Genomic DNA, 25,912 nt, shown 5'->3' on the forward strand with positions numbered 1-25,912 from the left:
TTGAAACAAGGAGGACGAGAACATGAAGAAATGGTTAGTAATCATCGTAATTGCCGGACTGCTCGGAATGAAATGGATGGATAGGGACCAGGAGACCGCAACGAATGAACTGAATATAGAGACGGTACAGATGAGTGCAGATAACAGCTCCAAGAATCTGACGGTTATCCCCAAAGGGCAAATCTACCAGGGGAACCTGCTGCTGGTCAACAAGGATTACCCCGTTCACGATACAGGAGTCAGCCGGGACATCGTCCGTCTGCTCGATCATGAGGAGCTGACTTCAGGCTACCTGCTGCTGGATCACAAGACGCTGCTCTCCAGGCAAGTCGCGGAGAAATTCACAGAGATGGTACATGCTGCAGCCGGGGAGGACATCAACAGCTTCCTGATCAGCAGCGGATATAGGGACAATGACAAGCAGCAGCAGCTATACGATGAAAAAGGGGCCGACTACGCTCTTCCACCCGGATACAGCGAGCATAACCTGGGCTTGTCGTTAGACATCGGCTCCTCCCAAATGGCCATGAGCCATGCCCCTGAAGGGCAGTGGCTGCGTGAGCATGCATGGGATTACGGCTTCATTCTGCGCTATCCTGAGGATAAAACAGACATCACCGGCATCAAGTATGAGCCATGGCATTTCCGTTATGTAGGACTTCCGCACAGTGTGATTATGCGCGACAAGAACTTCACGCTTGAAGAATATCTTGAATTCCTAAAGGAGCAGAAGTCGATTGCCACTACCGTTAACGGGGTTGAATATCAGATCTCCTATATCGAAATTAACGGGAATACTCCTGTCCCTACCCCTGACGCCCAGCACGTTGAGTTCTCCGGCGACAATATGAACGGTGTGATTATGACGGTCTATCCTTAATGACTAACCCATATAACAGTACAATCTACAGAAAGCGGTGATGTAAAATGAATCAGGCACACAAGCAGACAAAGTACGGTTTGCAGGTACTGTTTACCGTCTACGTGTATATTTTGTTTAAAATCATTTTGTTCAAATTCGGGTCGATGGATCTCCCGTTTCTATGGCAGCAGCTTCAGCACAGCCCGGGCCATATTGCGGCCAGTCTGCAACGCGGAAATCTGATCCCGCTGGCCACCTTGACTAACACCTATCACCATATCAGCACTAGCACCGTCGTTAATTTCTTGGGAAATATCGCCTTGTTTATCCCTTATGGCATCTTCCTGGTGCTGCTCAACCCGAATGGAAAAGGCAGCGGCTCCTTCACCGGTGTCCTGCTGTGGTCCTTCGCGTTAAGCGCGGTGCTGGAATGCTCGCAAGCCGTCTTCTATATTGGAACGTTTGATGTGGATGATCTGCTGTTGAACACCTTCGGCGGAATACTGGGATACATGCTGATGAGGCCAATCATGATGATCTATATGTCAGGCAGACAAGGCTCCTCCGTCACCCAGAAGTAACGGGGAGCCCTGCTGTCCGTTCGCCCTGCTCACAAGGGAGAGATATAGCGGCCATATTCGATGGCTAGCTCTGTGAAGCCATTGCCTTCCTGCTTCAGGAAAAAGCTGTTCACACCCTCCGCTCCCCACCAGTTCAGCCCAAGCAGTAGTCCCTCTGCCGATTGTGCCGCGAACAGCAGGGAGAACATCTGCGGGTTCACCTCACCGCCGTCATCGACACGCCAGACTGAATATTCATTATCCGTAATCTCCGCAGGATAGTCCTTGAAGCTGAGCTTCCCGCCTTCCACCAGCACAAGGCTAAACAACATATCCTTATCTTGTCTTACGAATTGCACCAGATAGAGCTGTCTGTCCGGGCCAAGCCCGGCCAGCTTCCAGGCTGCCTGGATCTTCCGCCCTTTGGCAGTTTCTACACTCTTACGAAGCGGATCACCAGCTGCAAGCTGCGGGCCTGCCGGGTCAGCGGGCTGAAGCTCCAGCAAGGCTGCCTGCGGAAAGACCGCAGAATCAACCAGAACATAGGTCTCATCCCGCATCGCTGCGTCACCCTCTACCTTGAACAGATACCCGGACAGATTCGGAATATTATTCGCCAGCTCCCGTCCGTTGTTGTTCTCGTTACCCGTCTGCCATTTCTCCAGCTTCACAGCCAGCACCTGGCCTCCGTTCCCGATGGCAGTGTTCAGGGACTTCATCTGCTCCCCGGCGCCCTCCTCTTCCCTGGTGACCATGATATGACTCCCGGTCTCACTCGCGAATCCGAAGACTGGCTGCAGCTTGGCAGGGTCGAGCAAGGCAGCCGGGGCTGGAGAAGCCGTAGCTGACGATGATGCTGTCGGAACCGCACTTGGCGGGCTATCCGTCTGCTGAGCAGCTGGCGATGGACTGCCGGTAGACGGCCCGGCCGATGCTGCTGCACTGCTGGCAGCGTCATTGCTATTCGTTCGGGCACACCCGGTCAGGCTAAAGACTATGGCTGCTGCAAAAATAAGACTTCCGGCCGCTCTTACCCTATGCCGGAAACTGTGCTTCGCTTGATTCATAACGGTCCTCCAATATAATTTAGTCGAAAATCCCCATGCTGAGGTAACGTTCCCCGGTATCGGGCGCGATACATAACACCCGCTTCCCCCGTCCCAGGCGCTGCGCCTCCTGCAAGGCCGTCCAGACTGCGGCTCCGCCTGAAGGTCCGAGCAGAATTCCCTCGGTACGGGCCAGTTCTCTTACCATCTCCAAGGCGTCCTCATCGGATACCTGCACGATCTCATCGTAAATGCTGGTATTCAGAATCGCCGGCACGAAGCCCGGGCTGGTCCCCACCAGCTTATGCGGCCCGGGCTGGCCGCCGGACAGCACCGGCGAACCCTGCGGCTCCACGACAACCACGCGCAGCTCCGGCAGTCGTGCGCGCAGAGCCTCGCCGGTTCCGGTGATGGTGCCGCCTGTCCCGGAAGTGGCAACGAAGACATCCAGCCTCCCTTCCATCTGTTCCAGAATTTCCGGCGCGGTGGTGGTGCGGTGAATATCCGGGTTCGCCTGATTCTCGAACTGCTGCGGGATGAAGCTGCCAGGGATCTTCCGTCCCAGCTCCACCGCCTTGGCAATCGCACCGGGCATCCGCTCCGCCGCCGGAGTAAGCACCACTTCCGCCCCGTAGGCTTTCAGGATATTGATCCGTTCCTTCGTCATATTATCCGGCATGATCAGGATCGCCTTATACCCTTTCGCTGCCGCGTTCATCGCCAGTCCAATCCCGGTATTCCCGCTGGTCGGCTCGATAATCGTCCCGCCCGGCTGCAGCCGTCCGTCCAGCTCCGCCTGCCGAATCAGATTATAAGCCGCCCGGTCCTTGACGCTGCCGCTGGGATTGAACATCTCCAGCTTCACATACAGCTCCGCGTCCTCCGGTCCGGTTACCCGGTTCAAGCGTACAACCGGCGTGCCGCCAATCAGCTCTGTAATATTATTGACTACCCGCTTCGTCATGGGTGTGCCTCCTTTGTTTCGGTCCTTATCCTATGCACGATATAACACCCATTGTATAGTTACGGGATAGCATTTGTCGATTATCAGGTGCAGCAGTAAAAGCCGCCTCCCACAAAACGGGAGACGGCTTTCTGCTCTGTTTCTGCTCAATGATACCTGCGGTAGCGGTGCAGGTTCAGTGAGATCTCTTCACGTGCCTCTAAGGATTCACCGTTATCGTGAACGTGGAGGTTGTGTTTTTGATCGGCGTTACCGTGTTCAGAATCTTCAGGTTGTTGAAGACCACGCTGCCCACTGCCGGTCCCTGGCCGGGCTCCGGCAATTCATTAGCCCATATGCCGACACCGGATTTGGCGTCGAAGGCGTCACCGCTCTTGAGGGCACCGGAAATCGTAATGTTCGAGAAGATCGTATCGGCTACGGGGAACTGCGGCGTAGAGCCGGAATAGTTCGTCTGGAACATGATTCCGTGATAGGTCGGGTCGATGATGTCCACATCGCTGACCCGGATGCCCTGGAACACCTTGGAAGCGGAGAATACCCAGATGGCCGGGAAGGTCTGTGCGCCCCAGAAATGTCCGCCTGAGCGGACGACGGAGATATTCTGGAAGTTCGTCGTCGGTGATGCCCCGAAGCCGTTCATCGGATAACCGAAGTCCAGCGAGCTGATCGTAATGCCGGAGTAGCAAAGAGTATCCGCAATATAGATGTTGCGGAAGGTATTCGCATACCCTCCGTAGACGGCAAGACCGGCTGCCCGCCAGGTCAGAATGGACGTCAGATTCTCATAGACATTGTCCTTCATGTCGGAGCCGCCGGAATCGATCGCCGAGAACAAGGCGAAGCTGTCATCTCCGGTTGCCCGCGCCTCGATGTTAGACACGAGATTGTTCGTGCTGCCGTTGGTCATATTGATGCCGTCGGCAAAGGTATTGCGGATGCGCGAGTTTTTAATGATCATATAATCGGTATTCGCGCCCCAGTACATACATACCTGATGCTCCGTCCAGATGTTGTCGATCGTTATGTTCGCCACATTGGAGAAGTCGAACACCTTGCCGGGGCCGTCAATCCGTGAAGTATAGTTGCCGAAGTAAGCAAACCCCGAGAAGGTTGAGCCATTCGCTGAATCTGTCGCGCGGAAGCCGATGTCTGTATTCGACTGGTTGAGCGGTGCGTAGAACCGGGTATACCACGGTCCGGCTCCGATGATCTTCACTGCCTTGCCGTAGACCTGGAATTTATTCGAGGTCTCATAGTTTCCGGCAGGAAGATAGACACCCGCAAGATTACCCGTTGTATCCATACGGACCTTATCCAGCGCATTCTGCACATCCTGATGCGTGAATCCAAGCGGAACGGTATACTTGGCCGGGTCTGGATTGGCTATCGGCGAGACCTGCTCCAGGCTGATGAAGTCAATGGCATATTGCGAAGTATTGGCTGCATCCTTCTGCAGCCGGATCGTGCTGCCTGCCGGAATCGTGCTGTCGAACATGATATTCGCTTCGTCATAGATGTGGCGCGGGGATCCGGCACTCGGCGAATTGCCGGGACTGGCCTCCGAGCCATACAGCCAGGCGTATTTGGAGGTCAAGGTAATGGCCTTGTTGAACACTCCATTGACGTAGATATTGAGTGTAGCTGTCGTGCCGTCACCACCCGGAGCATCGGGAATAGAGAACCGGGTAACCAGGGTATTCGTGCTGGCTTTGGTCGTGAATTCAACATAGCTGCCTGTGGTATTCAGCGTAACGGCCCGTCTGCCTGAAGCTTCACCGGCCAGATCGCCGATATTCCGGTTCGGTGCCAGCTTGACAGCTCCGCCGCCGATCACTCCATCTTCTGCCTCATACATGTCGTAAGGCATATTGGCCCCGCGTCCGATGTAGAGCGACTGGTTCTGGATGTTGTTGGCCCGCTTTACCGCCAGTTCGTTGCCATCCACGGCAATTTCTGTTTTGACATTATATTTTCCGTTCACCGCCGTCCAGGTCCCAAGAGCCACAGGGGCCGTAGTACTTCCGGCAGCAATGACACCGTTATAGGAGCCAGTCAACGTTCTGAGGACTGCGCCTGTCGTAGCATCGGTCAAGGTCAGCGTAATGTTGTGCGCACCGCTGGCTGAGGCCGCCGTTCCCTGATTCTTAATGGCTACCGAGAAGCTGACCGTGTTGCCTGCTGCCGGGTTGCCGGGAGACCAGCTGACCGGAGAAGCAATCAGATCCGAGCTGGATACTGGGTTCACAGTAAGGCCCGCAGGATGGGCATAGCTGTTATTGCCCTCATTCAGCTCAATGACATTGTTGTTCTCGTCAACCTTGGCGCTTACCGTATAGGTTCCGGCATCCTTGGCTCCGAGGCTGAAGGATACATTCGCGGAAGCTCCTGCGGCGAGCGCACCCACCGGGGCTGTCCCGGCAAGGGTGGTGCCGGCATAGAAGCTGACTGTGGTTGCGGCCGAAGCCGCTGAGCCGATATTCTTGACGCTGGCACTCAGCGTAAGGGCATCTGTCTCCACCGGAGCGGACGGACTCCATGACATTCCGGTTACCGTCAGGTCAGGATTCGCCGCCGGTGTGCCGATGACCTGTAGCTCGGCTACCTGTCCGGCGCCTGAACCGGAATTCGCCGTAATTCTCAGCTGCAGCTCACTGACTGTAGCGGTGACCGGAATGGTCACTGAATTGCCGCTGGCCGGATTAAACGTATACTCTGCCGCAGGTACCAGACTGGTGAACGTTCCTGTGGACTGGTTATGTCCCAGCACCTGGATCGTCTGGGTACGGGTTGACCAGGCGGCAGCCGGATTGAGCTTCACGACCACCGAGGTGACATTGGCATTCGCGCCGAGGCTGACAGTCAGCGTATTCGGGTAGCTGCCGCCCGCACCTTCCCAGTAGGTAGTGACATCTCCATCATTGGCATTGGAGGGGACGAAGGTAAAGATAGAAGAAGAAGCATGGATAGCCTTGCCGACCGCCAGATTCGAGCCGGGACCCGTGCTCGGGGTGGCCGTTGGCGTGATCGTCGGAGCCGGAGTCGCCGTTGGGGCTACAGTAGGTGTAGCCGTCGGTGCAACGGTCGGCGCGATCGTTGGAGATACGGTTGGCGTAGCCGTTGGGGCTGCGGTCGGCACAGCCGTCGGAGCTGGCGTTGCCGTTGCCGTCGGCGTCGAGGAAGCGCTCAGCACAAGCTGATCCAGATTCACATTGCCGGAGTCAGATGCATCATATTTGTAAGCAATGGTGTTGGTTCCGGCGTTCAAGGCAAGAATCTCTGCCTGTGTCGACCAGGTATCCCAGTTCGAGAGATTGGCAAGCGAGGTCTGCTTGACCTTCGTTCCGTTCACGTAGATACTGAGGGTCTTGGTACTGCCGGATGCATTGGCATACCGCAGGGCTGCGCTGTAATTCCCTGCCGCCGGAGCCATTACCGAGAAGGTTGTGGCTGCCCCCTGAGTCAGGTAGCCGTCTACGAAGGCAGCACCGGTATAGCCGCTGTGATCGGTATTCGTCTTGGCCCCGCCGGATAAGGCGGCGGCCTCCGCTTCATAGGTTCCGGGTGGCGAGGCCGTGGTGCCGTACACCTCAATCTCCGACAGCTGCGCTGCGGGCCAGCCGGTGTTGCCCGTGAAGTTGATTTTGACATACCGGGCGGTTGCAGCTGTGAAGTTGATGGTGACGGAGTTCGCACTGCCCGGATTGAAGGCATACCCCGCAGACGCCGCCAGATTGCTGTAAGACGCATCATCCGTACTGCCTTGCACAGACAGCGTCTGTGTTCTGGCTTCCCAGCCCGCAGGCAGCTTCAGTACAACCTGATTCACACTGCTGCTGGCACCCAGATCCACCTTGATCCATTGCGGAAAAGCATTGCTGGCACTCTCCCAGTACGTACCCTGGTTACAGTCATTAGCATTCGCTGCTACATACACATCACCGACTGAGCTTGCGCTGATCGTCTTGCCCTGAGCCAGATTGCCTGCCGCCGCCCCCGCTGCCGGAAATAACGCGAGCTGTCCCACACATAACACAAGCATCAGACCGTACATCAGGAATGTCCTTGCTACCGAAGACCTGGTTCTGCTGATCATTTGACAACCACCTCCCATAGATTATGGTGCCACCTTCGAGTATGCGCTTTCATAAAACAAATTATGGTAATAATATAAGATAGAGCCTGGCTCAGGTCGATGACGTATTCTATGAAAAGTATGTGCGTACATACGGAGCGCTCAGGGAGAGAATGGACCTAACTGAAGTCGGCATACCCGCGGACGGCAGATCCTTTTACAATGAATACAACAACAAGCCACAGCGCAGGAGGAATCAGCTATGAATGAAAGTACCAAGCAGGAGCTATTATCCAAAAACGAAAAATTGATCAACATGGTGATCGAGCGGGCCAAACGGGATTATCCAGAGGAGATTGCGGTGATCGGGCTTACGGGCTCTTGCCGTACCGGGGATTATCATGAGAAAAGCGACCTGGATCTGATCATCATCAATAATAACAACCAAGGCTGGGGCATCTCGTCCTGCTTCATTCTGGGGGATGTCGGTTATGATATCTACTGCACTCCTTGGGAGACCCGGATCGAAGAACAAGCCGCTCTTGAAAGTCCGATGATCTCCTCTCTAATAGATTTGCAGGTGCTCTACTATGCCAAGCCTGAGGATCTGGAGAAGCTTAGGGTCTATCAGCAACGGGCGCTGGATGCTCTGGCGAAGCCCATGGGACGCGATTCTCTGGAACGGTCGAAGAAGTGGATCGATCTGGCCAAGCAGGAATATGCGAATATTTGTCTTACAGAGGATAAGGGAGCCGTAAGGCTGGCTTCAGCGGAGTTGGTTTACAATCTGGTGAACGCTTTGACGCATATGAACAATACTTATCTGAAAAGAGGGCTGAAAAGATACCTGGAGGACACTGCAGCTTACCGCTACCTCCCCGTGAACTATGAAACGAACTATATGAATGTGATCTGCGCGATGACGACGGACGAGATCCGAAGTACCTCCGGCATTTTGCTTAAAAGTATCCTTGATCTATACAGCACCCTGTATCAGAAGTATGTGGAACAGCCTGTTCCGACCTATGATAATCTGGCAGGTACCTATGAGGAAATATGGTGCAACTACCGCAACAAGGTGATTGCCAGCGCTGAAAAAAAAGATCCTTCCTACGCCTTCTATGCCGCCATGGGAGCACAGGGTCTGCTGGATGAGATGACCGAGTCGCGGGGAACGCGGAAGTTCGAGCTCATGCAGTATTTTGATGCAAGTAATCTGGATCTGTTCAAGGAGCGGTTCCTTCTGGCAATGGATGAATATCTGGAGGAATATCACCGGGTCGGCCGGCAGCCCCAGCGTTACGATACTTGTGAAGAGCTGTACCGGCAATATATGAAAAAGTAACAGATAAGCAAGATCAAGCCCCCCTCCCTTCGTTCGGGTTGGGGGCTCGCCTAATTATACATTGAAACGTGCTACCAGACCTTGCAGACCTTGCGCCAGCATGCTGAGGGCACTGGCAGAAGAGGCGATCTGTTCCACTGAAGCCATCTGCTCTTGCGATGCAGCGGATACTTGCTGTGTACTTGCCGCTGTAGTCTCCGAGATATGCGTAACGGTACGGATAGAGTCTACAATCTCCTCCGTCGCTGCCGTGATTTCTTCTACCGCACCGGATACCTCCTGAACCTGTCCCGCTAGTGAATCAATCGAATGGCGGATGGCATTGAAGGACTGCCCGGCCTCTTCTATGATCCGGGTTCCCCCCAGCACTTCGTTCATGCTGTTCTTCATCACCTTCACTGCATGATCTGCATCGGCCTGGATACCGGTTGCCATTTCAGCAATCTGATTGGCGGAATCTGCGGACTGCTCAGCCAGTCTGCGCACTTGATCGGCTACCACAGCAAATCCTCTGCCGTGCTCTCCGGCCCGGGCCGCTTCTATGGTCGCATTCAGTGCCAGCATATTCGTCTCCGAGGCGATCCCCTTGATCACCCCGACAATGCTGCTAATGTCCTGTGAACGCTTCATGAAGCCCATAACCTTTTCCGATAAGGACTGAATGGATTCGTTGATGGATTCCATCTGCCCGACGGCAGATTGCAGGGATTGATCCCCGGCAACGGCATAATCTGCAGAACGCAGGGAAGCTTCCGAGATATCCTGTACACTGGCAGCAATCAGCTGGATACCGTCCGACATTTCAATAATGGTGTTCATGTTAGTCTGCAGGTCATTCATCTGCATGCCCGCACCACTTGCGACCTCACCCATAATTCCGGAGATCTTCTCGGTCGTTTCGGCGGTCAATCCGCTATCCGAGGTCAGCTTCACAGAAGAAGCCGCCAGACCGTTCGCGGATAGCTTCACCTGGGTGATCATCGTTGCCAGATTATCGGTCATTGTATTGAAATTCCGGGCCAGCTCACCGATCTCATCCTTCGTCTGCACACTAAGCTTGCGGGTTAGATCGGCATCGCCGTCGGCAATCTCCTGAAGCTGCCTGTTGACATCCTTCACCGGCTTCAGTATCCGTGCAGACAATACGAATGCGATCAACAGAGCCAGTACCACCGATAATCCCGTCACCCCCATGCTGGTAATCATAGAGGAGCTGCGGTGGGTTGCCGCCTGACTCTGTTCCTTCATAATTTCATCATGCAGCATCGTCTCGAACACGAGCTGTGAATCGATGATCGTCGTAAGGGAGAGGCTTGTGAACGACTTCTGCGCTTGCGGGAAGTTCCCTTCCTTGGCCAAGGCAAAAGCCTGCTCCAGCACCGTCAGATAATTGTCCCATTCTCCCTCCAGCTTCTGAATTCCTGCAAGCTCCGCTTCATTCAGACCGGCTCCCTTAAGCTCTTCGACTGAGGCTGTAATCTCTGGTATCTTGGCTTCATAGGCGGTCAGATTGGCTGTTCGCTCCTCCGTGGTATTACTCATCACATACCTTGCGGCCAGACCGTCCGCCGTCCGGATATCATCAGTTAATTTCTGTACCATCGACAGCTTGCTGTAATTACGGTTGATCTGCTCTGTAAGCATAGTCACCTTCGCCTGAAAAATAGTACTGCCTAGTATAGCGAGAATGAACACGATAATTACAGCGGCGAAGCCAAACATGATTTTGGCCCGGATTCCTCTAAGTCTGTTGAACATTATAACTACCTCCACTCGATATGTAAGCTCTACTGTGTAACCTCTACGTATCGTACATCATCATTCTTAAATGAAACTGAAATATGCTGCCGGGAGCACAAAAAAACCTCCACCCCTGCCAAAAGCAGGAATGGAGGTTCTATGAATTACGTCCCTTAATTCCGGTTCAATCATACAGGTTCCCGTTCGCAAGCATTGCCAGCCGCTCCTCATCCCGCACAATCAGCCGGCCGTTCCTGCGTTCAATAATCCCGTCTTCAATCAGGCGGCGCACTACCCGGTTCAGATGCCGGTAGCTGGTGCCGAGCAGATCGGCGGTCTCTGTCAGTGTGGAGGTGCGAATCTCTTCAACGCGCTGGGCGCCAGTGTTGTCCGCGAACAGCGACATCAGGTAGCTGGCGAACCGGTTCTCCACCGGATAGAGCACATTCATGGCTGAGGTCTGGCCGAGCGTGTACATTTTGTGGCTCAGCTCTCCGACCAGGAAGCGCAGCAGCGCTGTATTGTCTTCAATCTCCCGGAGCAGCAGCTTCCTTCCGGCGACAAGCAGCAGGCTATCCCCTACGGAGACCACCTCATTCTTGACAGGATACTGGCGCAGCAGCTCCACATCCCCGATCACCGACATCGGCCGGGCGAACCGGACCAGCATCGACTTGCCGTTAGGCAGCAGCGTATGAATCTTCAGCTTGCCCTGCATCAGGAAAAACATATTCTCCAGCCGGTCGCCAACCGAGCAGACTGCCTCCCCTCCGCTGTAACGCCGAAGCTCCATCTGTGCAATGGCGCTGCTGCTGAACATGGCTGTGAGACCATTCTGCTCGGTAAGGCTTCGAACCGCCTCCGGATTTATTATCGATTGCATGAGGTTCTTCTCTCCTTGTGTCATTTCTGCTGAAATTACTGTATCACAAGTCTGAGGCCGGAAGCTATTTCTGCATTACTTCTCCTGCAAAATACTCCGCAAGCGCTCTGCGCTCCCGGTGATTCGCCAGATTGAATGATGGCCAGCTCTGCTTAGGCTGAGTACGGTAAGACAGTCTGCTGCGCAGCGCCTCGTCCAGAATCCCCTTCTCCTGCTTGCTGAATTCGATCAGCTCTGGAACCACATCTGCGGAGAGTCCGGCCAGGTAACCGGCATCCAGTGTGCCGCTTGCTTCATAACGCTGGATATTCTGCTGCGCAATGATATGATCCATCCCAATATAGTTCATCAGCACGTAGGAGAGCAGGCCGAGCACGATGTAACATTTTAGAAGCGGGAAGGGTTCCCGGCTAATCCGCACGGCCGCCAGCACCAGCAGCAATCCGAGGAAGATCATGAAGGCATGCACCAGGAACCGGATGTAGGTGTAACCGTACGCCTCTTCATATAGAGTCAGCCGCGAGTACGCAGAATACAGCATGACCATGGAGCATAACACCAGAATATACAGCAGGACCTGAATGACCCGCTTCAGAATTCCGCCCGCTTTACGCACTGCCAGCAAGGACAACAGCAAGATCGCAAAGTTAATGGATGTGACCAGAATCAGCTCCAGAAAACCGCTCCGCGCATAGTCCGCATACGTACTATTCTCCGGCAGAATCCCGTCCCATGCCCCGAACAGATACGAGAACTGGACACTCACAAACAGCATGTACACCGCATTGATTGCGGTCAGCACGGTAGTGATAATGACCGGGTCATCAAGACCGATACCCTCCTCCCCTGCTTCAGCCGCTTCCAGCTTCTGCCCCATCGCATCAAACTCACTGACCAGAGGAGTGCGGATATAGGATTTACTCTGTACGAACCCCCAGACGAAGCCGAACATGCCCAGCCCGAGCAGCAGAACCCACAGCCCCCGGAAGATCCAGTCCCCCAGTGAAATATTGTCAAAAATCCCTGGGAGTGCTTCCAGCAGCTGACTGAACACTCCGTCCGCCGTAGAGAGCAGCGAGATCACAATCAGCAGCAGCGGGACGGAAATCAGCAGACCGATCAGCACCCGCATCAATACCTGCTTGCGTTCATTCGGTATCCCGCCTTTGCCCCGGCGCAGCAGCCTCAATGCCGTGGCCCACTTGCGCAGACTTTGCGGGAACAGATGCTCAAGCGCTGCGCCGATCAGTGCGAGTCCGCTCCAGGCGGGCTTGCGGTAACTAAGCATATACGTCATATGTAATAGAATGAGCACCGGAATAACAACGATATTAAGTGCAAAGAAAAACCAGTTGCCGAACAGCATATAGGTCAGGGACAACAGAAATATGGACACCATCCAAACATAGCTGAACCAGGTCTGCTTGCGCAGCTGCTCCTTGGCGAAATAGAGCATAAAAGCATAAAATAAGACCACAAAAATCGGGTATGAGATCCCTGGCATTTTGCCGTAGAACAGGTACTGATGCACAATCGCAAGCAGAAATGCGGCCAGTAAGGCTACACGCCCAAGCCCCGGTTTGGATACCGTTTGTTCGTCCATGGTAAATTCCCCCATCTTTTTACTGTCATATCCTGATTCTAGCTGATAAAATAAGAAGAAAAAGAGAAATATAATATTATTAATTTCCTATTTTATAAATTAGGCAGGAGGAGAATGTCCCAAATGAAGCTGCACAGTCAATTCCTGAAGCTGCATTCGCAGCATGGAGGTCCTGCCGAGATCTCTGTCACCCTGGACGAGCTGGCCTTGACCCTTGGCTGTACCCACCGCAATGCACTGCATGTGATCCGCAAAATGGCCGATCTCGGCTGGATCACCTGGACCCCCAGCCGGGGACGGGGGCGGCGCTCCAAGCTGGTGTTCCTCGCGGCGGCCGAGGACATTGCCCTGGAATCCATGAAGCAGGCCATAAGCAGCAAGGATATCAGCAGTGCCCTGGAGGGCATCCGCGGACATGCCCGCACCTCATCGCTGCAGGACACACTGCAAGGCTGGCTGCTGGCTTACTTCGGGCATCATGCCGAGGTGCACAGCGACAAGCGGATCGATACGCTGCGGCTGCCGGTCACCCAGCAGCTCCATACCTTCGATCCGCTCTATATGAATTTGCTGGCGGAGTCGTTTGTCTCGAGCCATGTTTTTGACGGGCTGGTCGGCCGCAGCGGTGAACGCGGCAAGGTGATCCCCGGCCTGGCCCATGCCTGGGAGATAGACGGGAGCCGGACGGCCTGGACTTTTCATCTGCGCAAGGAGGTCTTGTTCCATCATGGCAAGGTACTGACCGCCGAGGATGTCGTATACTCGTTCGAACGGATGATGTCTACCTCGCAGCGCATGCTGTACAGCTATATTGTCAAAGAGATTCAGGAGGTCCAGGCCTTGAATGCCTCTACCGTCCGCATCCTGTTGAAGAAGCCGAATGAGCTCTTCCTTCCCTTCCTCTGCACCAGCCGGGCGGCGATTGTGCCCCGCGATCTGGAATCCATTGGAGAGAATCTGTTTGGACGCAGGCCGGCTGGCACCGGTCCGTTCAAGGTCGTAGAGATGAATGAGGATACCTGTGTGCTGGAGGTGTTCCCTTATTATTTTCAGGGGCGGGCCCATCTGGACCGTGTGGAGATTATCTATGTCCCATGGAGCCTTGACCGGGAGCCCTCAGAGACCGGCTCCGCCTTCCATGTCATCCCGAATCCGTCAGCAGCGGGCACAGACTCTCTAAGCAGAATCCACTCTGAGTCCTATGTCCGCAAATTCGTAACCTGCAACACGAAGAAAAAGGGACCGCTAAGCGATCCCCTTCTCCGTGCCGAATTGCTGTCCTGTCTGCATGAAGCGCCGAGAGTGCCCTTCCGGCATTTCGCAGCGCCTCCGGCTGAAGTCTTGCAGATTGCCACAATCCCGCAGTACGCCGGGGATGCCGAATACATCGCCGCAAGACTAACACAGCATGGATATTCCTGCAAGGTGTTATCCGTGTCGCCGGAGGAATTCAAAGGTCCGATCCGCCTGAAGTCCGACCTGATCGTCTTCTCGCTGCTCCGCGACCAGGACGAGCAGCTCCGGCTGTACGACCTGTACCTGACCCTCTCGCAGCATATCGAACCCCGCACCCGTGCGGGCATTGAGGGCAGGCTGCGCCAGATCTCGCGGGAGCCTGACGCCGCCGTTCGGGCGGAAGGCTTCCGGGTGATCGAGGATACTCTAACCCGTGACCACCAGCTGCATATTCTCTACGAACGGCCTGCCGAGACCGCCTATCTGCCCTCCGTGCGCGGGGTGACCTTCAACAGCCAGGGCTGGGTCGATCTGCGCCATCTGTGGTTTCCGCCGGAGCTGTAGATATGAAGTAGAAGTTCGGGGGAGGCTGCACCTCCAGACTATATTAAGACCCGCAGCCTCCTTTATTCTGTACCGGGTAAATACGTATCCAGACCTCTGCGCACCAAATTAGGCGAGACTGGCTTCCGGCCGAGTTCCCTGGACCAGATGGAGAGCTGGCCGATGTGATGAATCTCATGCGCGGCAACATGGCGCATCACTTCGCCCCATCTATGCTGAGTAACCTGCCCATCCGCCGCCTTCCCCCTTAGAATCCTCCGTTCCAATCCCTCATTCCAGGCCACTATGAAGGACTCCACCTCCGGCCGGAAGCGTGCGTCCACCTCTCTGATTTTCTGCAAAGTATTGTACTCCGTGAAGTCTAAACGGATATCCGGCTTACCTTCCATATCCCGGACCCAGCTTAATTCCACATCCACTATATGCACCAGCGTCTGCAGGATTCCGCCCACCCCGCCAATGCGTGTCTTCACCCGTTCTTCTTCCGGCAGCTCCTCACACCATTGATACCATTCCTCGCGGACCTGCCAGTTATAACGAAATAAGGTTTGCATGGTTGTCCTCCTTAGATTTGAACTCAAAGCTTGGTCGTCGCTGCGGTGAACATTTGGACTGCTGGCCGCTGATGTCGCTTCTATATACCTTACCCTTTTCTGCGCCGGATGCTATAGAATCTCATCGCTGTGGGAACACCCTTGATCTCCAGCACCCCGCTGTAGATCAACTCTCTCACCCTGTACTCAAAATAAGCATCACCGACATACTGCTCACAGTATCCGAGCGCCTCTCCGACTAGCCGGGCTGATTTCAGGAATCCATCATCCCCTGGCGGCGGCTGAAGCGAGTCCAGCTTCTCCAGCAGATAGCTGTCGTAGTAATCAGCGGGCACCTCCAGCACAATATCCTCATGCCAGATTCGCAGGACGCTGGACTGCCTGGTGATCTCCTTCCATTCCTGAGACAGCCGCGCAATATCCACGGCAGTTAGCCTGCTGCCGTCACTAATCCGCAGAAGCGCTTCCCTAAGCTTGTCTGACGGAATCTCACCGGAATGATAGTAATTTATATAAGCATCCGGCCGGTTGAACAGTTCCTCACAGATTGCGCAGGCATCACACACTATGATCTCATTCTGTCTGTTCCCCAGCAGATGAACCGCAAGACGCAGCCCCGCCTGCTCGGATGCATTACTCCCGGTCCAGATTATAATCTTGGCCTGTGCAGAAATCTGCTCCAGATTGTCCAGCAGCTCCGTATACTCTTCTTCACAATCATATGAGACATTATAGTTTTCCGTTATATTTTGGCGGAACCAGTCGCTGCGCAGTTTCCTCCCTACTGGCGTATCCAACTGCTCCAGCGGACCTATAGCATAATTCTCCCGCAGGATAATCAGCTTATGCGTATCCGTCCAGCCAAATTCTTTAAGCACCTGCTTCACACTGCCTCCGAAGGAGTCGCCGCAGAGGATATGAATATGAGTGTCCATCAACCGAATTCACCTCTGATTCAAAATCGAAATTGAAATTAATTCCCGGAGCGGTCGAGCAGGCGCCCTTTTACAAGTAAATAAGCTGGAGTACTCGGTGTTTCGGTTTTAACGGTAACCTCAATCGTTCCATCCTTACGCACAGCCGGTCTTTCCCGTTCCTGCGGCGGCAATTGAATTAGTTCATCATAAAGTATATACGCGGCAACATCCGCCGCTCCTTCAGGAACATCCTTACCTGTTATATTCTTCGCCTTCACCGTGAAGCTTCCTTTTGCGGAGTCAAAGGTGTAAGAAACTGGCCGGAACGCGTCGTTGCTAATGATCTTCCCCGGTGGGGAAGTGAAGGGTCCTTTCTCAGTGTCCTCTAAAGAAAGCTTGATGATATCCGTCTGCATCAGGGTATCACCCGTCAGCGTATATAGCTGATTCGCCTGATCCCATTTGCTCACAATGCCCAGACGTCCGGCGAGCACACTAACCGGAATGAACATCGAATTCTGCTCCATCACCGGAACCGTGTCCATCGACCCGGCAACTCCGTTAACCGAAACAGATTTGGAACCAATTGTGAACTTAACTGTTACACTATCCTTTTCGATGGCAGCCGTTCTAGCCTTGGCATCATAGCTGACCTTCGCCCCCATCAGCTCGCTAATGGAGCGAAGCGGGATCATCGTCCGGTAGTTGGCATCCACATATGGCGCCTTCGGTGCCGTATAGAGTACATAATAATCGTTGATTTTCAGAAGTGCAGGGTATTTCTTAGCTGCTGCCTCTACCTTCCCCGGATTCACACCCGTCAACATGGCGAAGCTCAACCCCGCAGCCAGTAAGGCTGTCAACACTTTTTTACCTGTCTTCATCCCAAACATCCTCTCTTTTCCTCAATTTCATATTTTTATATCATCTTTCTTATTACTCCAAATTCCCGCATCAGTTGCGCCTCTCTACTAAAATCTAACAACCGGCACAGGGATACAGTGTCATTTTCGTGACATGCCTTTTCTCAGCTTGAACACTTAAAAGCCCTTTGAATACTGACTTGATATATTTATAATTAGAGTGAAGTTATTGCAAAGGAAATTATTAGTGGAACATCGGAAATAGAATATTTACGAATGCGGGGACGAACATATTGGGTGTTAATAAAAAGGGAAGAAGAAAGTTCGTTCATGGCGAAAAGAGTTATTTCTGGTATGTCAAAGAAGATGATGAAGACTACGGACGGATCAAACTATTTATTGTTTCGGAAGATAAAAAATTTAATGTTTCCTATGAAGTTGTGGGATGACAACGTTATTACGCCGGGCCTTGTGAAAACTATAATTGAATGGAGCCTGATGGATAAAGAAAATCTCAATTTTGTGGATTGGGAGGGAAATACACTAACGGGAGTCATTAAATGAAGACAAACAGCAGCGACTAAACATCCATGCCCCACCCCACAGTAAGCGCACTTGGTCCCCCCCTTTGGGAGGAGTGGCCCGAAAGTCCAAACGATCCCTGGAGCCACGACTATTCCAAAAGTAAAGCGGCTCCAGCTCAGATGATCACCTGACAATATGCTGCATGGATAATCAGGCTACGATTACTACCAGATGATATGCTTCTTTCGAAAGGAGGGATTGCGTGGAGTGGCTGGAGCGAATGAAGCGGGCGTAACGATCCCGGAGGTTTGGCAAAATATCTGCAAGAATGGTGAGTTCGAACGTTTATCCCAGTCAGTGGGCGGGTCCTGGAGAGACGCAGGCAATTTCAGCAAGGAACTTGGAGCAGTTTTTGCCTTCGATGCCTACACCTTCACAAGCAACACGACCTTCCCTTATCTAATCGGGTGCTACAGAGCGTCAGGCAGCCAAGTGAACGGATACACTGTCGTTGATGTTCCCGCGTCTACGTGGGCCGTGTTCTCAACACTCCATGACGGGAACGGCAGCGGCAAATACGATCTGCAGTCATTGAAGAACCGGATCTTCTCGGAATGGCTGCCAACCTCAACCTATACGATTCTGGACGGCGGTAATTTCGAGATGTATGGTACAAGCGCAGACGGCTATGAATATTGTGAGCTCTGGTATAGAGTCGGGGAATAGGATGAAAAAAGCGGTGCCCGGAAAAACTGGCCACCGCTTTTTTGTCACCAGAAGTATTTCTGCAAGGTTAGTAAAGCATCAAATTTAAAATAACGGAACACAAGATGTACCGAGTGCAATTAAGCAAACCCTTTTGCTTTTGCCTTTACTCTCGCCTTTCCCCCTGCCTCCCCCCCACAATAAGTGAACTTGAGCTTCTCCCCTTTTGGGAGGAGTGGCGGAGGGGATGTTTGGAACTGTAGGAGCGGCAGCGTCCGCCTTTAGATTTGGATTTCTACCGCAGACTATGCGGCTTAAATCAGGAAATCCAAATCTAACAGCGGCCGAAAGTCCAAACAATCCCCGGAACCACGACTACTCCCAAACTCAATATAGCTCCTGTTCACATTACTTCACCGACCCAATCATCCCAGCCACAAACTGCTTCTGCATCACGAAGAACACCAGCGCAGTAGGAATCGTGCCGATTACAATCGCGATCATAATCATCCCGTAATCCGGGGCGTAGCCTGAGCCGAGAGTGGAGATGAGCAGCGGCATGGTCTTGGTCTGCGGAGTCTGCAATACGATCAGCGGCCAGAGATAGTTGTTCCAGCTCGACATGAACGTAATGATCGCTCCGGCGGCGTAAGTCGTCTTCATGGTCGGCAGGTAGATGCGCAGGAAGATGCCCAGCTCGCTAAGCCCATCCATCCGTCCGGCCTCCAGCAGCTCCTTCGGGAACATCTTTGTGCTCTGGCGAAAGAAGAAGATCAGGAACGCCGTAGTCACAGTAGGCAGAATGACCGAGGTCATCGTATCAATACCCATCCACGGGAAGACGTTCGAGATCTGCCCGAACATCCGGTACAGCGGGATCATCAGCGCCGCGAACGGAATCATCATCGACAGCAGCAGAATGTTGAATACAATATCCTTCGAGCGGCTGCGGAATACCTCGAAGCCGTAACCGGCCAGCGAGGCAATCAGCAGCGCCAGCAGCGTGGTGGTTATGGAGATTTTCGCTGAATTCATCAGGGATAACTGCAGGTCCGTAGTGTCCAGCAGCTTGCGCAGATTCTCCAGCAGATGAGTGCCCGGCAGCAGACGCCCGCGGGTGACATCCACCGACTGGTTCGTCGAGCTGACGACCATCCACAGGAATGGAAAGATTGAGACAATAGCCGCGATGCTCAGGAACAGATACATGAAGACACGTTTACTTTTAGCCATTTTTATCACCTGCCACTTTGAACTGGATGACCGACAGCAGTGCGATCATAATGACAATCGAATACGATACGGTGGCTGCATAGCCGAAGTCTGCTGCATATTTGAACGACAAATTGTAGATGTACTGGGAGATCGTCTGGGTCGCGTTGCCCGGGCCGCCCTTCGTGATATTCATGACCTCGTCGAACAGCTGCAGCGTACCGATGGTTGAGGTAATCGAGGTGAACAGGATGATCGGCTTCAGCAGCGGGACCGTAATTCCGAAGAACTGGCGGGATGAAGATGCTCCGTCAATTTTGGCGGCCTCGTAGATGGAGTGATCGATATTTTGCAGGGCCGACAGGTAAAAAATCATATTATAACCCGTCCAACGCCAAGTAATCGCTAGGATAATGGTGATTTTGGCCCAGAACGGATCGGTGATCCACTCAATTGGGGCACTGACCAGATGGAGCTTCATCAGCATCGTATTGACCAGGCCATTGCCGGAGAATAAATACTTGAATACCACAGAATACGCGACCAGTGAAGTGACACAGGGCAGGAAGATCGCCGTCCGGAAAAACCCCTTGAATCTCAGCTTGCTGTCATTCAGCAGCACCGAGATAAACAGCGCGAGGATGATCATCAGCGGCACTTGAACAAGCAGATAGATGAAGGTGTTCTTAACCGATACAATAAATGTCTTGTCAGACAGAAGCCGTGAATAGTTATCGAAGCCGGTAAACGTAAGATTGCTGCCCGTTCCCGTCTGGAACGACAGAATAAGTGCCTGAAGCATCGGATAGAAATAGAAGACGAAGATCAGAATGACCGCCAACAGGACGAAGGACCATCCGGTCAACACGCTTTTGGTGCGGAATCTTAGTTTGGAATTAGTTTGATGCACAGCTGCCCAGTCCTTTCCTTATCATTTAAAATAAACCCCGGGCACAGCCCGCCTCCTGAACTCCCGGAAGCTGCAGGCCACGCCCAAGGTCACTGTATGAGAGTAACTATTTAATCTGTGACTCGGCCTGGGCCTGGGCATCGCTCAGCACGCTGTCAATATCCTTGCCGTTCAGATAATTCTGCATCTCTACAATCAGGATGTCTTCAATCGCATACGTGTTGATTCCGTAATTGACGCTTGGGATCTGCTCCGTCCAGGCGGCGAAATCGGATACAATCTTCTGGCCGCTGAAGAATTCATTGGCCTGGCTATAAGCCTCTCCGCCCGCAGCCGCTTTGAAGGTACCGATGACACCGATGTCCGTGAGCAGCTTCTGGTACATTTCCACATTCGAGCCGAAGGTCTTCGCCATGAAGTCTGCTGCCGTCTCCTTACCGTCCACATTCATGACATACCAGGAGCTTCCACCCAGGTTCGAGGCATGAACGGATTTGTTCGCAGTCAGCTTAGGAAGCGGTGCGATTCCCCACTTGCCGGATTGAGAAGCTTCAGCCGTAATCGAAGGGGTGATCCAGTTGCCTGTCGGCACGGAGGCTACATCGCCGCTGTTCAGGGCGGCTACGAACTGGCTCCAGTCTGCATGTACCTTAGCTACGTTTGATTCAGTCAGTTCCTTATAGATTTCAAAAGCTTCCTTAAGCGGTGCATTCCCCGCCAGGTTCGGCGTTTTGCCGTCTTCCTTCAGATACCACTCGCCTGCGGATTGAATCATCACCCGGATCAGCCCGAGGTCGTTCGGGTCCAGTGTAATCAGCGCTTTGCCGGTTTTCTCTTTCACGGCTTTGCCGATTTCAATATATTGCTTCCAGTCGATATCCTGCAGATCGGCCAGCTTGTAGCCTGCCTGCTCCAGATAGTCCGTTCTGACATAGAGTCCGGTAACGCCGGAGTCAAAAGGAACCCCATACTGCTTCCCGTCCAGGCTGGTCGGCCCGCTCTTGTAATCTGCGAAGTCAGCGCCCTTGATCGAGCTGCTCAGATCGTAGAAGGAATCCTTGTACGATTGCAGGAAGCTCTGGGAACGGTAATCCTCAATCAGCACGATGTTCGGCAGACCCTTGGTGGTTCCGGAATTCAGCCCCGTGTTCAGCTTCTGGATAATATCCGCCTGGGCGTATTCCACAATGTTAATTTTCACATCCGGGTTCGTCTTGGCATATTCTGCTTTGGCCACTTCCAGTGCGGCGATGTTGAATGCAGGGTCCCAAGCCCAAATGGTGATTTCCTTCGCCTGTGCAGGCTCTGTAGCTGCTGTATTCTCTGTCTTTCCCGTGTCCGCAGCGCTATTGCTGGTGTTCTTCGACCCGGAGTTCGAGCTGCAGGCCGTAAGCAGAAGCAGGCAAATCAGGACTAACGCAAAGCCTTTTTTCATTGGTAAGCCTCCCCTTTAATGCGCTTTACTGTCTCTCGCTTGAATGTAAGCGCTTATTTATTACATAAATAATCTTATCACCCGCCCTCGGGGAGCCGTTAGAACTTACTTTATGGGGATTGGTCATTTTATCGCCTGATTGTAAGCGTTACCTTGATTGCCGTTTGTTCTTTTTTTGGAAAATGGTAATAATCTCACTTCTTCATCAGCGGCAGGCGGATTCGGATCGCAGTCCCCTCCCCCGGCGCACTCTTAATGGTGACTCCATATTCTTCACCGTACATCAGCACCAGCCGGTCATGCACATTGCGGATACCGATTCCGGTGAACAGCTGGCGCTTCCCCGCAAGGCTCGACATAGGCAGATCAGCCGCTCCAGTATCCATCCCGTCCCCGTTATCCACCACCTCACAGAGCAGAGATCCGGCATCCTGGGAGATGAGGATATGGATATATCCGCCGCTTTTGCGCGTAAACGCATGGAAGAAGGCATTCTCAATGAACGGCTGAATAATCAGCTTCGGCAGATGACAGTCCATACAATCCGGGGAGACGAAGAAATTCACCCGGATCCGTTCGCCGTACCGCACATGGTTGATGAAGACATAGGATTTCAGATTCTCCAGTTCCTGCGTCACCGTAATGCTCTCACTGACATTGCTCAGCGCATTCTGCAGCATCGAGATCAGGGCATGAATCGTCTGCACCGCCTTCTCCTGACTGCCCTGCTGCACCAGGAAGTTGACCGAAGCCAGCGTATTGTACAGAAAATGCGGGTTAATCTGATGCTGCAAGGCCGCAAGCTCGGCATTCCGCTGCTCCTTCTGCGTCTCCACCAGCTTCTCGACATATTCATTCAGCTCGTCCAGCATATAGTTATAGGCATGACCCAGCTCCTGAAATTCAAAGCTTCCCGTAACCGTAATGTAATTGTGGAAGTTACGCTCGGTGATCTTGGACATCTGCCGGGTAAGCAGCGTGAGCGACCGGGTCAGCCTTCTGAAGATCAGGAACACCACGATCAGGGCCACGGCCACGATGGCTGAGCAGAAGAGCACGACCATTTTACCGTTGACCATCTGGCCGAGGGCCGTCTGCTTATCGATCAGGTTCACAATATAGAAATCATAAGACGGCAGGTAATCCGCAATCAGAATCGAATCGGTGCCCTGGAAATCGGTGTTCTGGTAAGCAAGCTGCTGCTCCTCAATCTGCCTCGCCACCTGCAATAGATCCTCTGCCCGCTGGCCCATCAGATCACTACGGTTGCTGGACACTATCATCCCCTGCTTATTCAGGATCACCACATCGTTCCCGGTACTGACAAAGCTGCCGTAGAAGGAGCGGAAATCCTTTTCATGAATGGTGAAATACAGCGTCCCGTAAATATCGCCCGTCGTCCGGTCCATCAGCGCTTTGCTGCCTACAATCACCGCTTCCTTCTGCGCCGAATCCGGCATCGTCTCTTCATAGAACTGATACATCAGCCGTTTCGGTTCAGCCAAAGTATTACGTGTCAGCTCATGCTGCTGCAGCTCCCGGTCACTCATCAGCAGATTGTTCGTGTTGGTGGAGTAACTGCGGCCGTTTTTGCCCATGATTTTGATCCCGACCTGGTAGGCATCGAGCGTGGACTGAATCTTCTTCATCTGTGTGGTCATATTGTAATAGGTCCGCAGCATCCGCAGGGAGTCCGAGTCCTCCTCAGACAGGAAGGAACGGATCGTGCCGCTCAGCTGGGTATTATTAGTAGCCGTAACGATCGAATAATGAAAAGCTTCAAAGCTCGCCTTAATCTGGCTGATCACCTTGGAATTCGTAATGCTGAACGTATTCATGAACAGCTTCTCCGACATGCGGACGGTCGTCCAGGAGGAGGCGATGGCTACGGCGATGATGCTGAACAGCATAACGAGGAAGATTTTGATGAACAGGCTGTGGAATTTAAAACGCTCCCAGTATCTGCGCATACGCTCTACTCCTGCCTGTAATGCTGACGCCGGTAGCCGCTCGGGGACAAACCGTAATATTTCTTGAACACTTTGCAAAAATAGCTGTGATCGCCATATCCGACCATGCTGCTAATCTCCGCTATGGGTGCCTCCCCGGCCCGCAGCAGCTCTGCCGCCCTGCCCGTGCGGACCGTGTTGAGATGCTCCTTGAAGCCCTCGTGATTGTAGGTCGTGAACAGGCTCGACAGATACGAAGGGTTGAAATGAAAATGACGGGCCAGCTCCGTAAGGGTCAGCGGCTCAGTATAATGCTCTTCTATGTACTGAAGCAGCTTCGTCATACTGGCATTGCCGCCCGGTGCCGGCGCTGCCGATGCAGTCAGCTCCATGATCCGACGCAGGTAATCATCCAGAATCTGCATGGCCTGCTCGGCCGTGCCCGCTTCATCGATGGCCCGGAACAGGCCGTATTTCCCCTCCTCCAGCTCCTGCAGATGACTGAACTGATTCGTAATATTAAAAATCATATTGCTCAGGAAGGACTTAAACTGATACACATCTCCATCATTCTGGCGGCTGAGCGCATCCACATGCTGATGCAGGTCACCGAATGCTTCCGCCAGCTGCTGACGCTTCAACTGCTCGGTGAATTGCGCCAGATTGAACTTCGGCAACGGAGTCTCCGGATCTGGACGTTTTTCCTGGATTAGCAGGGTCTGCTCCGGCCGGAAAAACCGGCACTGCTGTAGTCTCGCATTGCTCTCCTGCTGGACGGCCGCAAGCTCGCTGAGGGAACTGAATCTCCGGCTGAGCGTCAGACGCAGCTCCACTTCCTGCCCGGCCATCGTATCGGCCGACTGGTGTACAGCCTTTAGCAGCTGCGGCCAATGGGCTTCCTCCAGATTGATCAGCATGAATGTAGTGCCCGAAGGCTCTGCGACTGGAATAATACACTGCACCAGTCCCGGTACACACTGGTTTAGTTCACGGGTAATAGTGGTAACCACGGTAGCGGATGCGGCCTCTTGTGCATTGGCTGCGCTGCTGGCAGTATTGATGGTGATACGGTTCATGGCATTGCTGCTGTTGACTGCGTTAATAGCGGTATGATTCATAGCGTTGTCGCTGCTGACCGCGTTTATGGCGGTATGGTTCATGGCTTCGCCGCCCGGTGCTTGCTGCACCGGTTCCCAGCCCAGCAGCGCGAAGGCGTGATGCGGAAGCTGCTGCTTCACATACACTTCGCTCTCCGGCGGCAGCCGGTAACCGGCCAGCATCCGGCCGAGCAAGGTATCCAGCGGCTGCGCTTCTGCCTCTGTTTGTCCTCCCGCGGCACTGAGTCCCGGGATGCGGTCCCGGGTTTTTTGTAACACCTGCAATAAGGCCCCGGCTTCCAGCTTCGGCTTCAGAATATAATCCGCCACCCCATGCTGGAACGTCGAGCGCACATAATGAAACTCGCTGAAGCTGCTTAGCACAATCACCTCAGTAGCCGGATAATCGCGCTTCACCAGCCGGGTTAACTCCTCGCCATCCATCACCGGCATGACAATATCTGTAATGATGATATGCGGCTGCAGGGTCTGCAGCGAATTCAGCGCTTCCTGCCCGTTGGCCGCTTCACCCACGATCTGAAATCCTTCCTGCTCCCAGTTCAGCACATATTTAATCCCTTGCCGGACCAGGATTTCATCGTCCACAATCAGCACCTTGCATATTGGATTCATGATTCTCCCCCGCTTTCTGTAGTCTTGACCTCTGGCCCTAGCCACTATGAACGGATTATAAAGCGCTATCATGGAGATGGTCAAACTTAAATTCTGGGATTTGTGGTGATAGAGCTTTCGGGACAAGTGTTCAGAGACTAATGCGGGGATGAAATCTGATGAAGTCTATAGGCTAGAGGATAGTTGTATTTCATACAGTTAAAAACGGGGAAAACCAGAACTTTTCTACTTTTA

At 53.3% G+C, this 25,912-nt stretch carries 20 protein-coding genes; 6 read left to right on the forward strand and 14 right to left on the reverse strand.

Annotation, left to right across the window (positions count from 1 at the left end):
- Positions 1 to 22 precede the first annotated feature (22 nt).
- Entirely contained in the window at positions 23 to 880 is an 858-nt protein-coding gene (locus C173_RS24545; protein ID WP_036729624.1) for a D-Ala-D-Ala carboxypeptidase VanY, read from the forward strand.
- A 47-nt stretch (positions 881 to 927) separates the two neighbouring features.
- Positions 928 to 1,443 (forward strand): VanZ family protein, encoded by a 516-nt coding sequence (locus C173_RS24550; protein WP_036729627.1) that lies wholly within the window; start codon positions 928 to 930, stop codon positions 1,441 to 1,443.
- Positions 1,444 to 1,472: 29 nt separating this feature from the next.
- On the opposite strand, the gene C173_RS24555 is transcribed toward C173_RS24550, so the two are convergent.
- The 3 genes from C173_RS24555 to C173_RS24565 all read right to left on the reverse strand — a co-directional run bounded on the left by C173_RS24555 (position 1,473) and on the right by C173_RS24565 (position 7,528).
- Positions 1,473 to 2,489, reverse strand: a complete 1,017-nt coding sequence (locus C173_RS24555; protein ID WP_051478345.1) for a hypothetical protein — start codon at positions 2,487 to 2,489, stop codon at positions 1,473 to 1,475.
- A 19-nt stretch (positions 2,490 to 2,508) separates the two neighbouring features.
- Entirely contained in the window at positions 2,509 to 3,432 is a 924-nt protein-coding gene (gene cysK, locus C173_RS24560) for a cysteine synthase A (protein ID WP_036729630.1), read from the reverse strand.
- A 199-nt stretch (positions 3,433 to 3,631) separates the two neighbouring features.
- Positions 3,632 to 7,528 carry a galactose-binding domain-containing protein gene (locus tag C173_RS24565; RefSeq protein ID WP_036729632.1) on the reverse strand — a complete coding sequence of 1,299 codons (3,897 nt, stop codon included), beginning with the start codon at positions 7,526 to 7,528 and terminating at the stop codon, positions 3,632 to 3,634.
- Between the two features lie 241 nt (positions 7,529 to 7,769).
- Here C173_RS24565 and C173_RS24570 point away from each other — a divergent pair, with 241 nt between their 5' ends.
- The gene (locus tag C173_RS24570; protein WP_036729635.1) at positions 7,770 to 8,852 is read left to right on the forward strand and encodes a nucleotidyltransferase domain-containing protein; all 1,083 of its coding nucleotides are present in this window, start codon (positions 7,770 to 7,772) and stop codon (positions 8,850 to 8,852) included.
- Between the two features lie 54 nt (positions 8,853 to 8,906).
- Here the strand turns inward: C173_RS24570 and C173_RS24575 are convergent, their stop codons facing one another.
- From C173_RS24575 to C173_RS24585, 3 genes are all read right to left on the reverse strand, one after another.
- Entirely contained in the window at positions 8,907 to 10,610 is a 1,704-nt protein-coding gene (locus C173_RS24575; protein WP_051478347.1) for a methyl-accepting chemotaxis protein, read from the reverse strand.
- Between the two features lie 166 nt (positions 10,611 to 10,776).
- Positions 10,777 to 11,475: a Crp/Fnr family transcriptional regulator gene (locus C173_RS24580; protein ID WP_036729637.1), complete on the reverse strand. Its 699-nt coding sequence runs from the start codon at positions 11,473 to 11,475 to the stop codon at positions 10,777 to 10,779.
- Positions 11,476 to 11,539: 64 nt separating this feature from the next.
- On the reverse strand, positions 11,540 to 13,078 hold the full coding sequence (locus C173_RS24585) for a DUF4153 domain-containing protein (protein WP_036729640.1): 1,539 nt from the start codon (positions 13,076 to 13,078) through the stop codon (positions 11,540 to 11,542).
- Between the two features lie 123 nt (positions 13,079 to 13,201).
- On the opposite strand from C173_RS24585, the gene C173_RS24590 reads away from it, so the two are divergent.
- Positions 13,202 to 14,878 (forward strand): ABC transporter substrate-binding protein, encoded by a 1,677-nt coding sequence (locus tag C173_RS24590; RefSeq protein ID WP_036729643.1) that lies wholly within the window; start codon positions 13,202 to 13,204, stop codon positions 14,876 to 14,878.
- A 62-nt stretch (positions 14,879 to 14,940) separates the two neighbouring features.
- Here C173_RS24590 and C173_RS24595 read toward each other — a convergent pair whose 3' ends face one another.
- The 3 genes from C173_RS24595 to C173_RS33055 form a co-directional block, all read right to left on the reverse strand.
- Positions 14,941 to 15,432 (reverse strand): DinB family protein, encoded by a 492-nt coding sequence (locus C173_RS24595; RefSeq protein ID WP_036729646.1) that lies wholly within the window; start codon positions 15,430 to 15,432, stop codon positions 14,941 to 14,943.
- A gap of 89 nt (positions 15,433 to 15,521) precedes the next feature.
- Positions 15,522 to 16,367: a DUF1835 domain-containing protein gene (locus C173_RS24600; protein ID WP_051478348.1), complete on the reverse strand. Its 846-nt coding sequence runs from the start codon at positions 16,365 to 16,367 to the stop codon at positions 15,522 to 15,524.
- 38 nt (positions 16,368 to 16,405) lie between these two features.
- Positions 16,406 to 17,233, reverse strand: coding sequence for a copper amine oxidase N-terminal domain-containing protein (locus tag C173_RS33055; RefSeq protein WP_051478349.1), 828 nt, complete (start codon positions 17,231 to 17,233; stop codon positions 16,406 to 16,408).
- Between the two features lie 272 nt (positions 17,234 to 17,505).
- On the opposite strand from C173_RS33055, the gene C173_RS35090 reads away from it, so the two are divergent.
- Together C173_RS35090 and C173_RS24615 are read left to right on the forward strand one after the other, a co-directional pair.
- On the forward strand, positions 17,506 to 17,661 hold the full coding sequence (locus C173_RS35090) for a hypothetical protein (RefSeq protein WP_235192003.1): 156 nt from the start codon (positions 17,506 to 17,508) through the stop codon (positions 17,659 to 17,661).
- Positions 17,662 to 18,004: 343 nt separating this feature from the next.
- Positions 18,005 to 18,463 carry a GyrI-like domain-containing protein gene (locus tag C173_RS24615; RefSeq protein ID WP_235192004.1) on the forward strand — a complete coding sequence of 153 codons (459 nt, stop codon included), beginning with the start codon at positions 18,005 to 18,007 and terminating at the stop codon, positions 18,461 to 18,463.
- A 387-nt stretch (positions 18,464 to 18,850) separates the two neighbouring features.
- Here the strand turns inward: C173_RS24615 and C173_RS24620 are convergent, their stop codons facing one another.
- The 5 genes from C173_RS24620 to C173_RS24640 all read right to left on the reverse strand — a co-directional run bounded on the left by C173_RS24620 (position 18,851) and on the right by C173_RS24640 (position 25,678).
- Positions 18,851 to 19,675, reverse strand: coding sequence for a carbohydrate ABC transporter permease (locus tag C173_RS24620; protein WP_036729652.1), 825 nt, complete (start codon positions 19,673 to 19,675; stop codon positions 18,851 to 18,853).
- A complete protein-coding gene (locus C173_RS24625) occupies positions 19,668 to 20,564 on the reverse strand; it encodes a carbohydrate ABC transporter permease (RefSeq protein WP_036729655.1) in 897 nt (298 codons plus the stop codon). The genes C173_RS24620 and C173_RS24625 overlap by 8 nt, the downstream gene beginning before the upstream one ends.
- A gap of 106 nt (positions 20,565 to 20,670) precedes the next feature.
- Positions 20,671 to 21,999, reverse strand: a complete 1,329-nt coding sequence (locus C173_RS24630; RefSeq protein WP_036729658.1) for an ABC transporter substrate-binding protein — start codon at positions 21,997 to 21,999, stop codon at positions 20,671 to 20,673.
- Between the two features lie 194 nt (positions 22,000 to 22,193).
- Positions 22,194 to 23,969 (reverse strand): sensor histidine kinase, encoded by a 1,776-nt coding sequence (locus C173_RS24635; RefSeq protein WP_036729661.1) that lies wholly within the window; start codon positions 23,967 to 23,969, stop codon positions 22,194 to 22,196.
- Between the two features lie 5 nt (positions 23,970 to 23,974).
- Entirely contained in the window at positions 23,975 to 25,678 is a 1,704-nt protein-coding gene (locus tag C173_RS24640) for a response regulator transcription factor (protein WP_036729664.1), read from the reverse strand.
- Positions 25,679 to 25,912 lie beyond the last annotated feature (234 nt).

The organism is Paenibacillus sp. FSL R7-277 (assembly GCF_000517965.1).
In the GTDB taxonomy this organism is placed as follows: Bacteria; Bacillota; Bacilli; order Paenibacillales; family Paenibacillaceae; genus Paenibacillus_AQ; species Paenibacillus_AQ silagei.

Coding starts and splice junctions, on each gene's coding strand:
- C173_RS24545 (WP_036729624.1), top strand. CDS start 23: ATGAAGAAATGGTTAGTAATCATCGTAATTGCCGGACTGCTCGGAATG.
- C173_RS24550 (WP_036729627.1), top strand. CDS start 928: ATGAATCAGGCACACAAGCAGACAAAGTACGGTTTGCAGGTACTGTTT.
- C173_RS24555 (WP_051478345.1), bottom strand. CDS start 2,489: ATGAATCAAGCGAAGCACAGTTTCCGGCATAGGGTAAGAGCGGCCGGA.
- cysK (WP_036729630.1), bottom strand. CDS start 3,432: ATGACGAAGCGGGTAGTCAATAATATTACAGAGCTGATTGGCGGCACG.
- C173_RS24565 (WP_036729632.1), bottom strand. CDS start 7,528: ATGATCAGCAGAACCAGGTCTTCGGTAGCAAGGACATTCCTGATGTAC.
- C173_RS24570 (WP_036729635.1), top strand. CDS start 7,770: ATGAATGAAAGTACCAAGCAGGAGCTATTATCCAAAAACGAAAAATTG.
- C173_RS24575 (WP_051478347.1), bottom strand. CDS start 10,610: ATGTTCAACAGACTTAGAGGAATCCGGGCCAAAATCATGTTTGGCTTC.
- C173_RS24580 (WP_036729637.1), bottom strand. CDS start 11,475: ATGCAATCGATAATAAATCCGGAGGCGGTTCGAAGCCTTACCGAGCAG.
- C173_RS24585 (WP_036729640.1), bottom strand. CDS start 13,078: ATGGACGAACAAACGGTATCCAAACCGGGGCTTGGGCGTGTAGCCTTA.
- C173_RS24590 (WP_036729643.1), top strand. CDS start 13,202: ATGAAGCTGCACAGTCAATTCCTGAAGCTGCATTCGCAGCATGGAGGT.
- C173_RS24595 (WP_036729646.1), bottom strand. CDS start 15,432: ATGCAAACCTTATTTCGTTATAACTGGCAGGTCCGCGAGGAATGGTAT.
- C173_RS24600 (WP_051478348.1), bottom strand. CDS start 16,367: ATGGACACTCATATTCATATCCTCTGCGGCGACTCCTTCGGAGGCAGT.
- C173_RS33055 (WP_051478349.1), bottom strand. CDS start 17,233: ATGAAGACAGGTAAAAAAGTGTTGACAGCCTTACTGGCTGCGGGGTTG.
- C173_RS24620 (WP_036729652.1), bottom strand. CDS start 19,675: ATGGCTAAAAGTAAACGTGTCTTCATGTATCTGTTCCTGAGCATCGCG.
- C173_RS24630 (WP_036729658.1), bottom strand. CDS start 21,999: ATGAAAAAAGGCTTTGCGTTAGTCCTGATTTGCCTGCTTCTGCTTACG.
- C173_RS24635 (WP_036729661.1), bottom strand. CDS start 23,969: ATGCGCAGATACTGGGAGCGTTTTAAATTCCACAGCCTGTTCATCAAA.
- C173_RS24640 (WP_036729664.1), bottom strand. CDS start 25,678: ATGAATCCAATATGCAAGGTGCTGATTGTGGACGATGAAATCCTGGTC.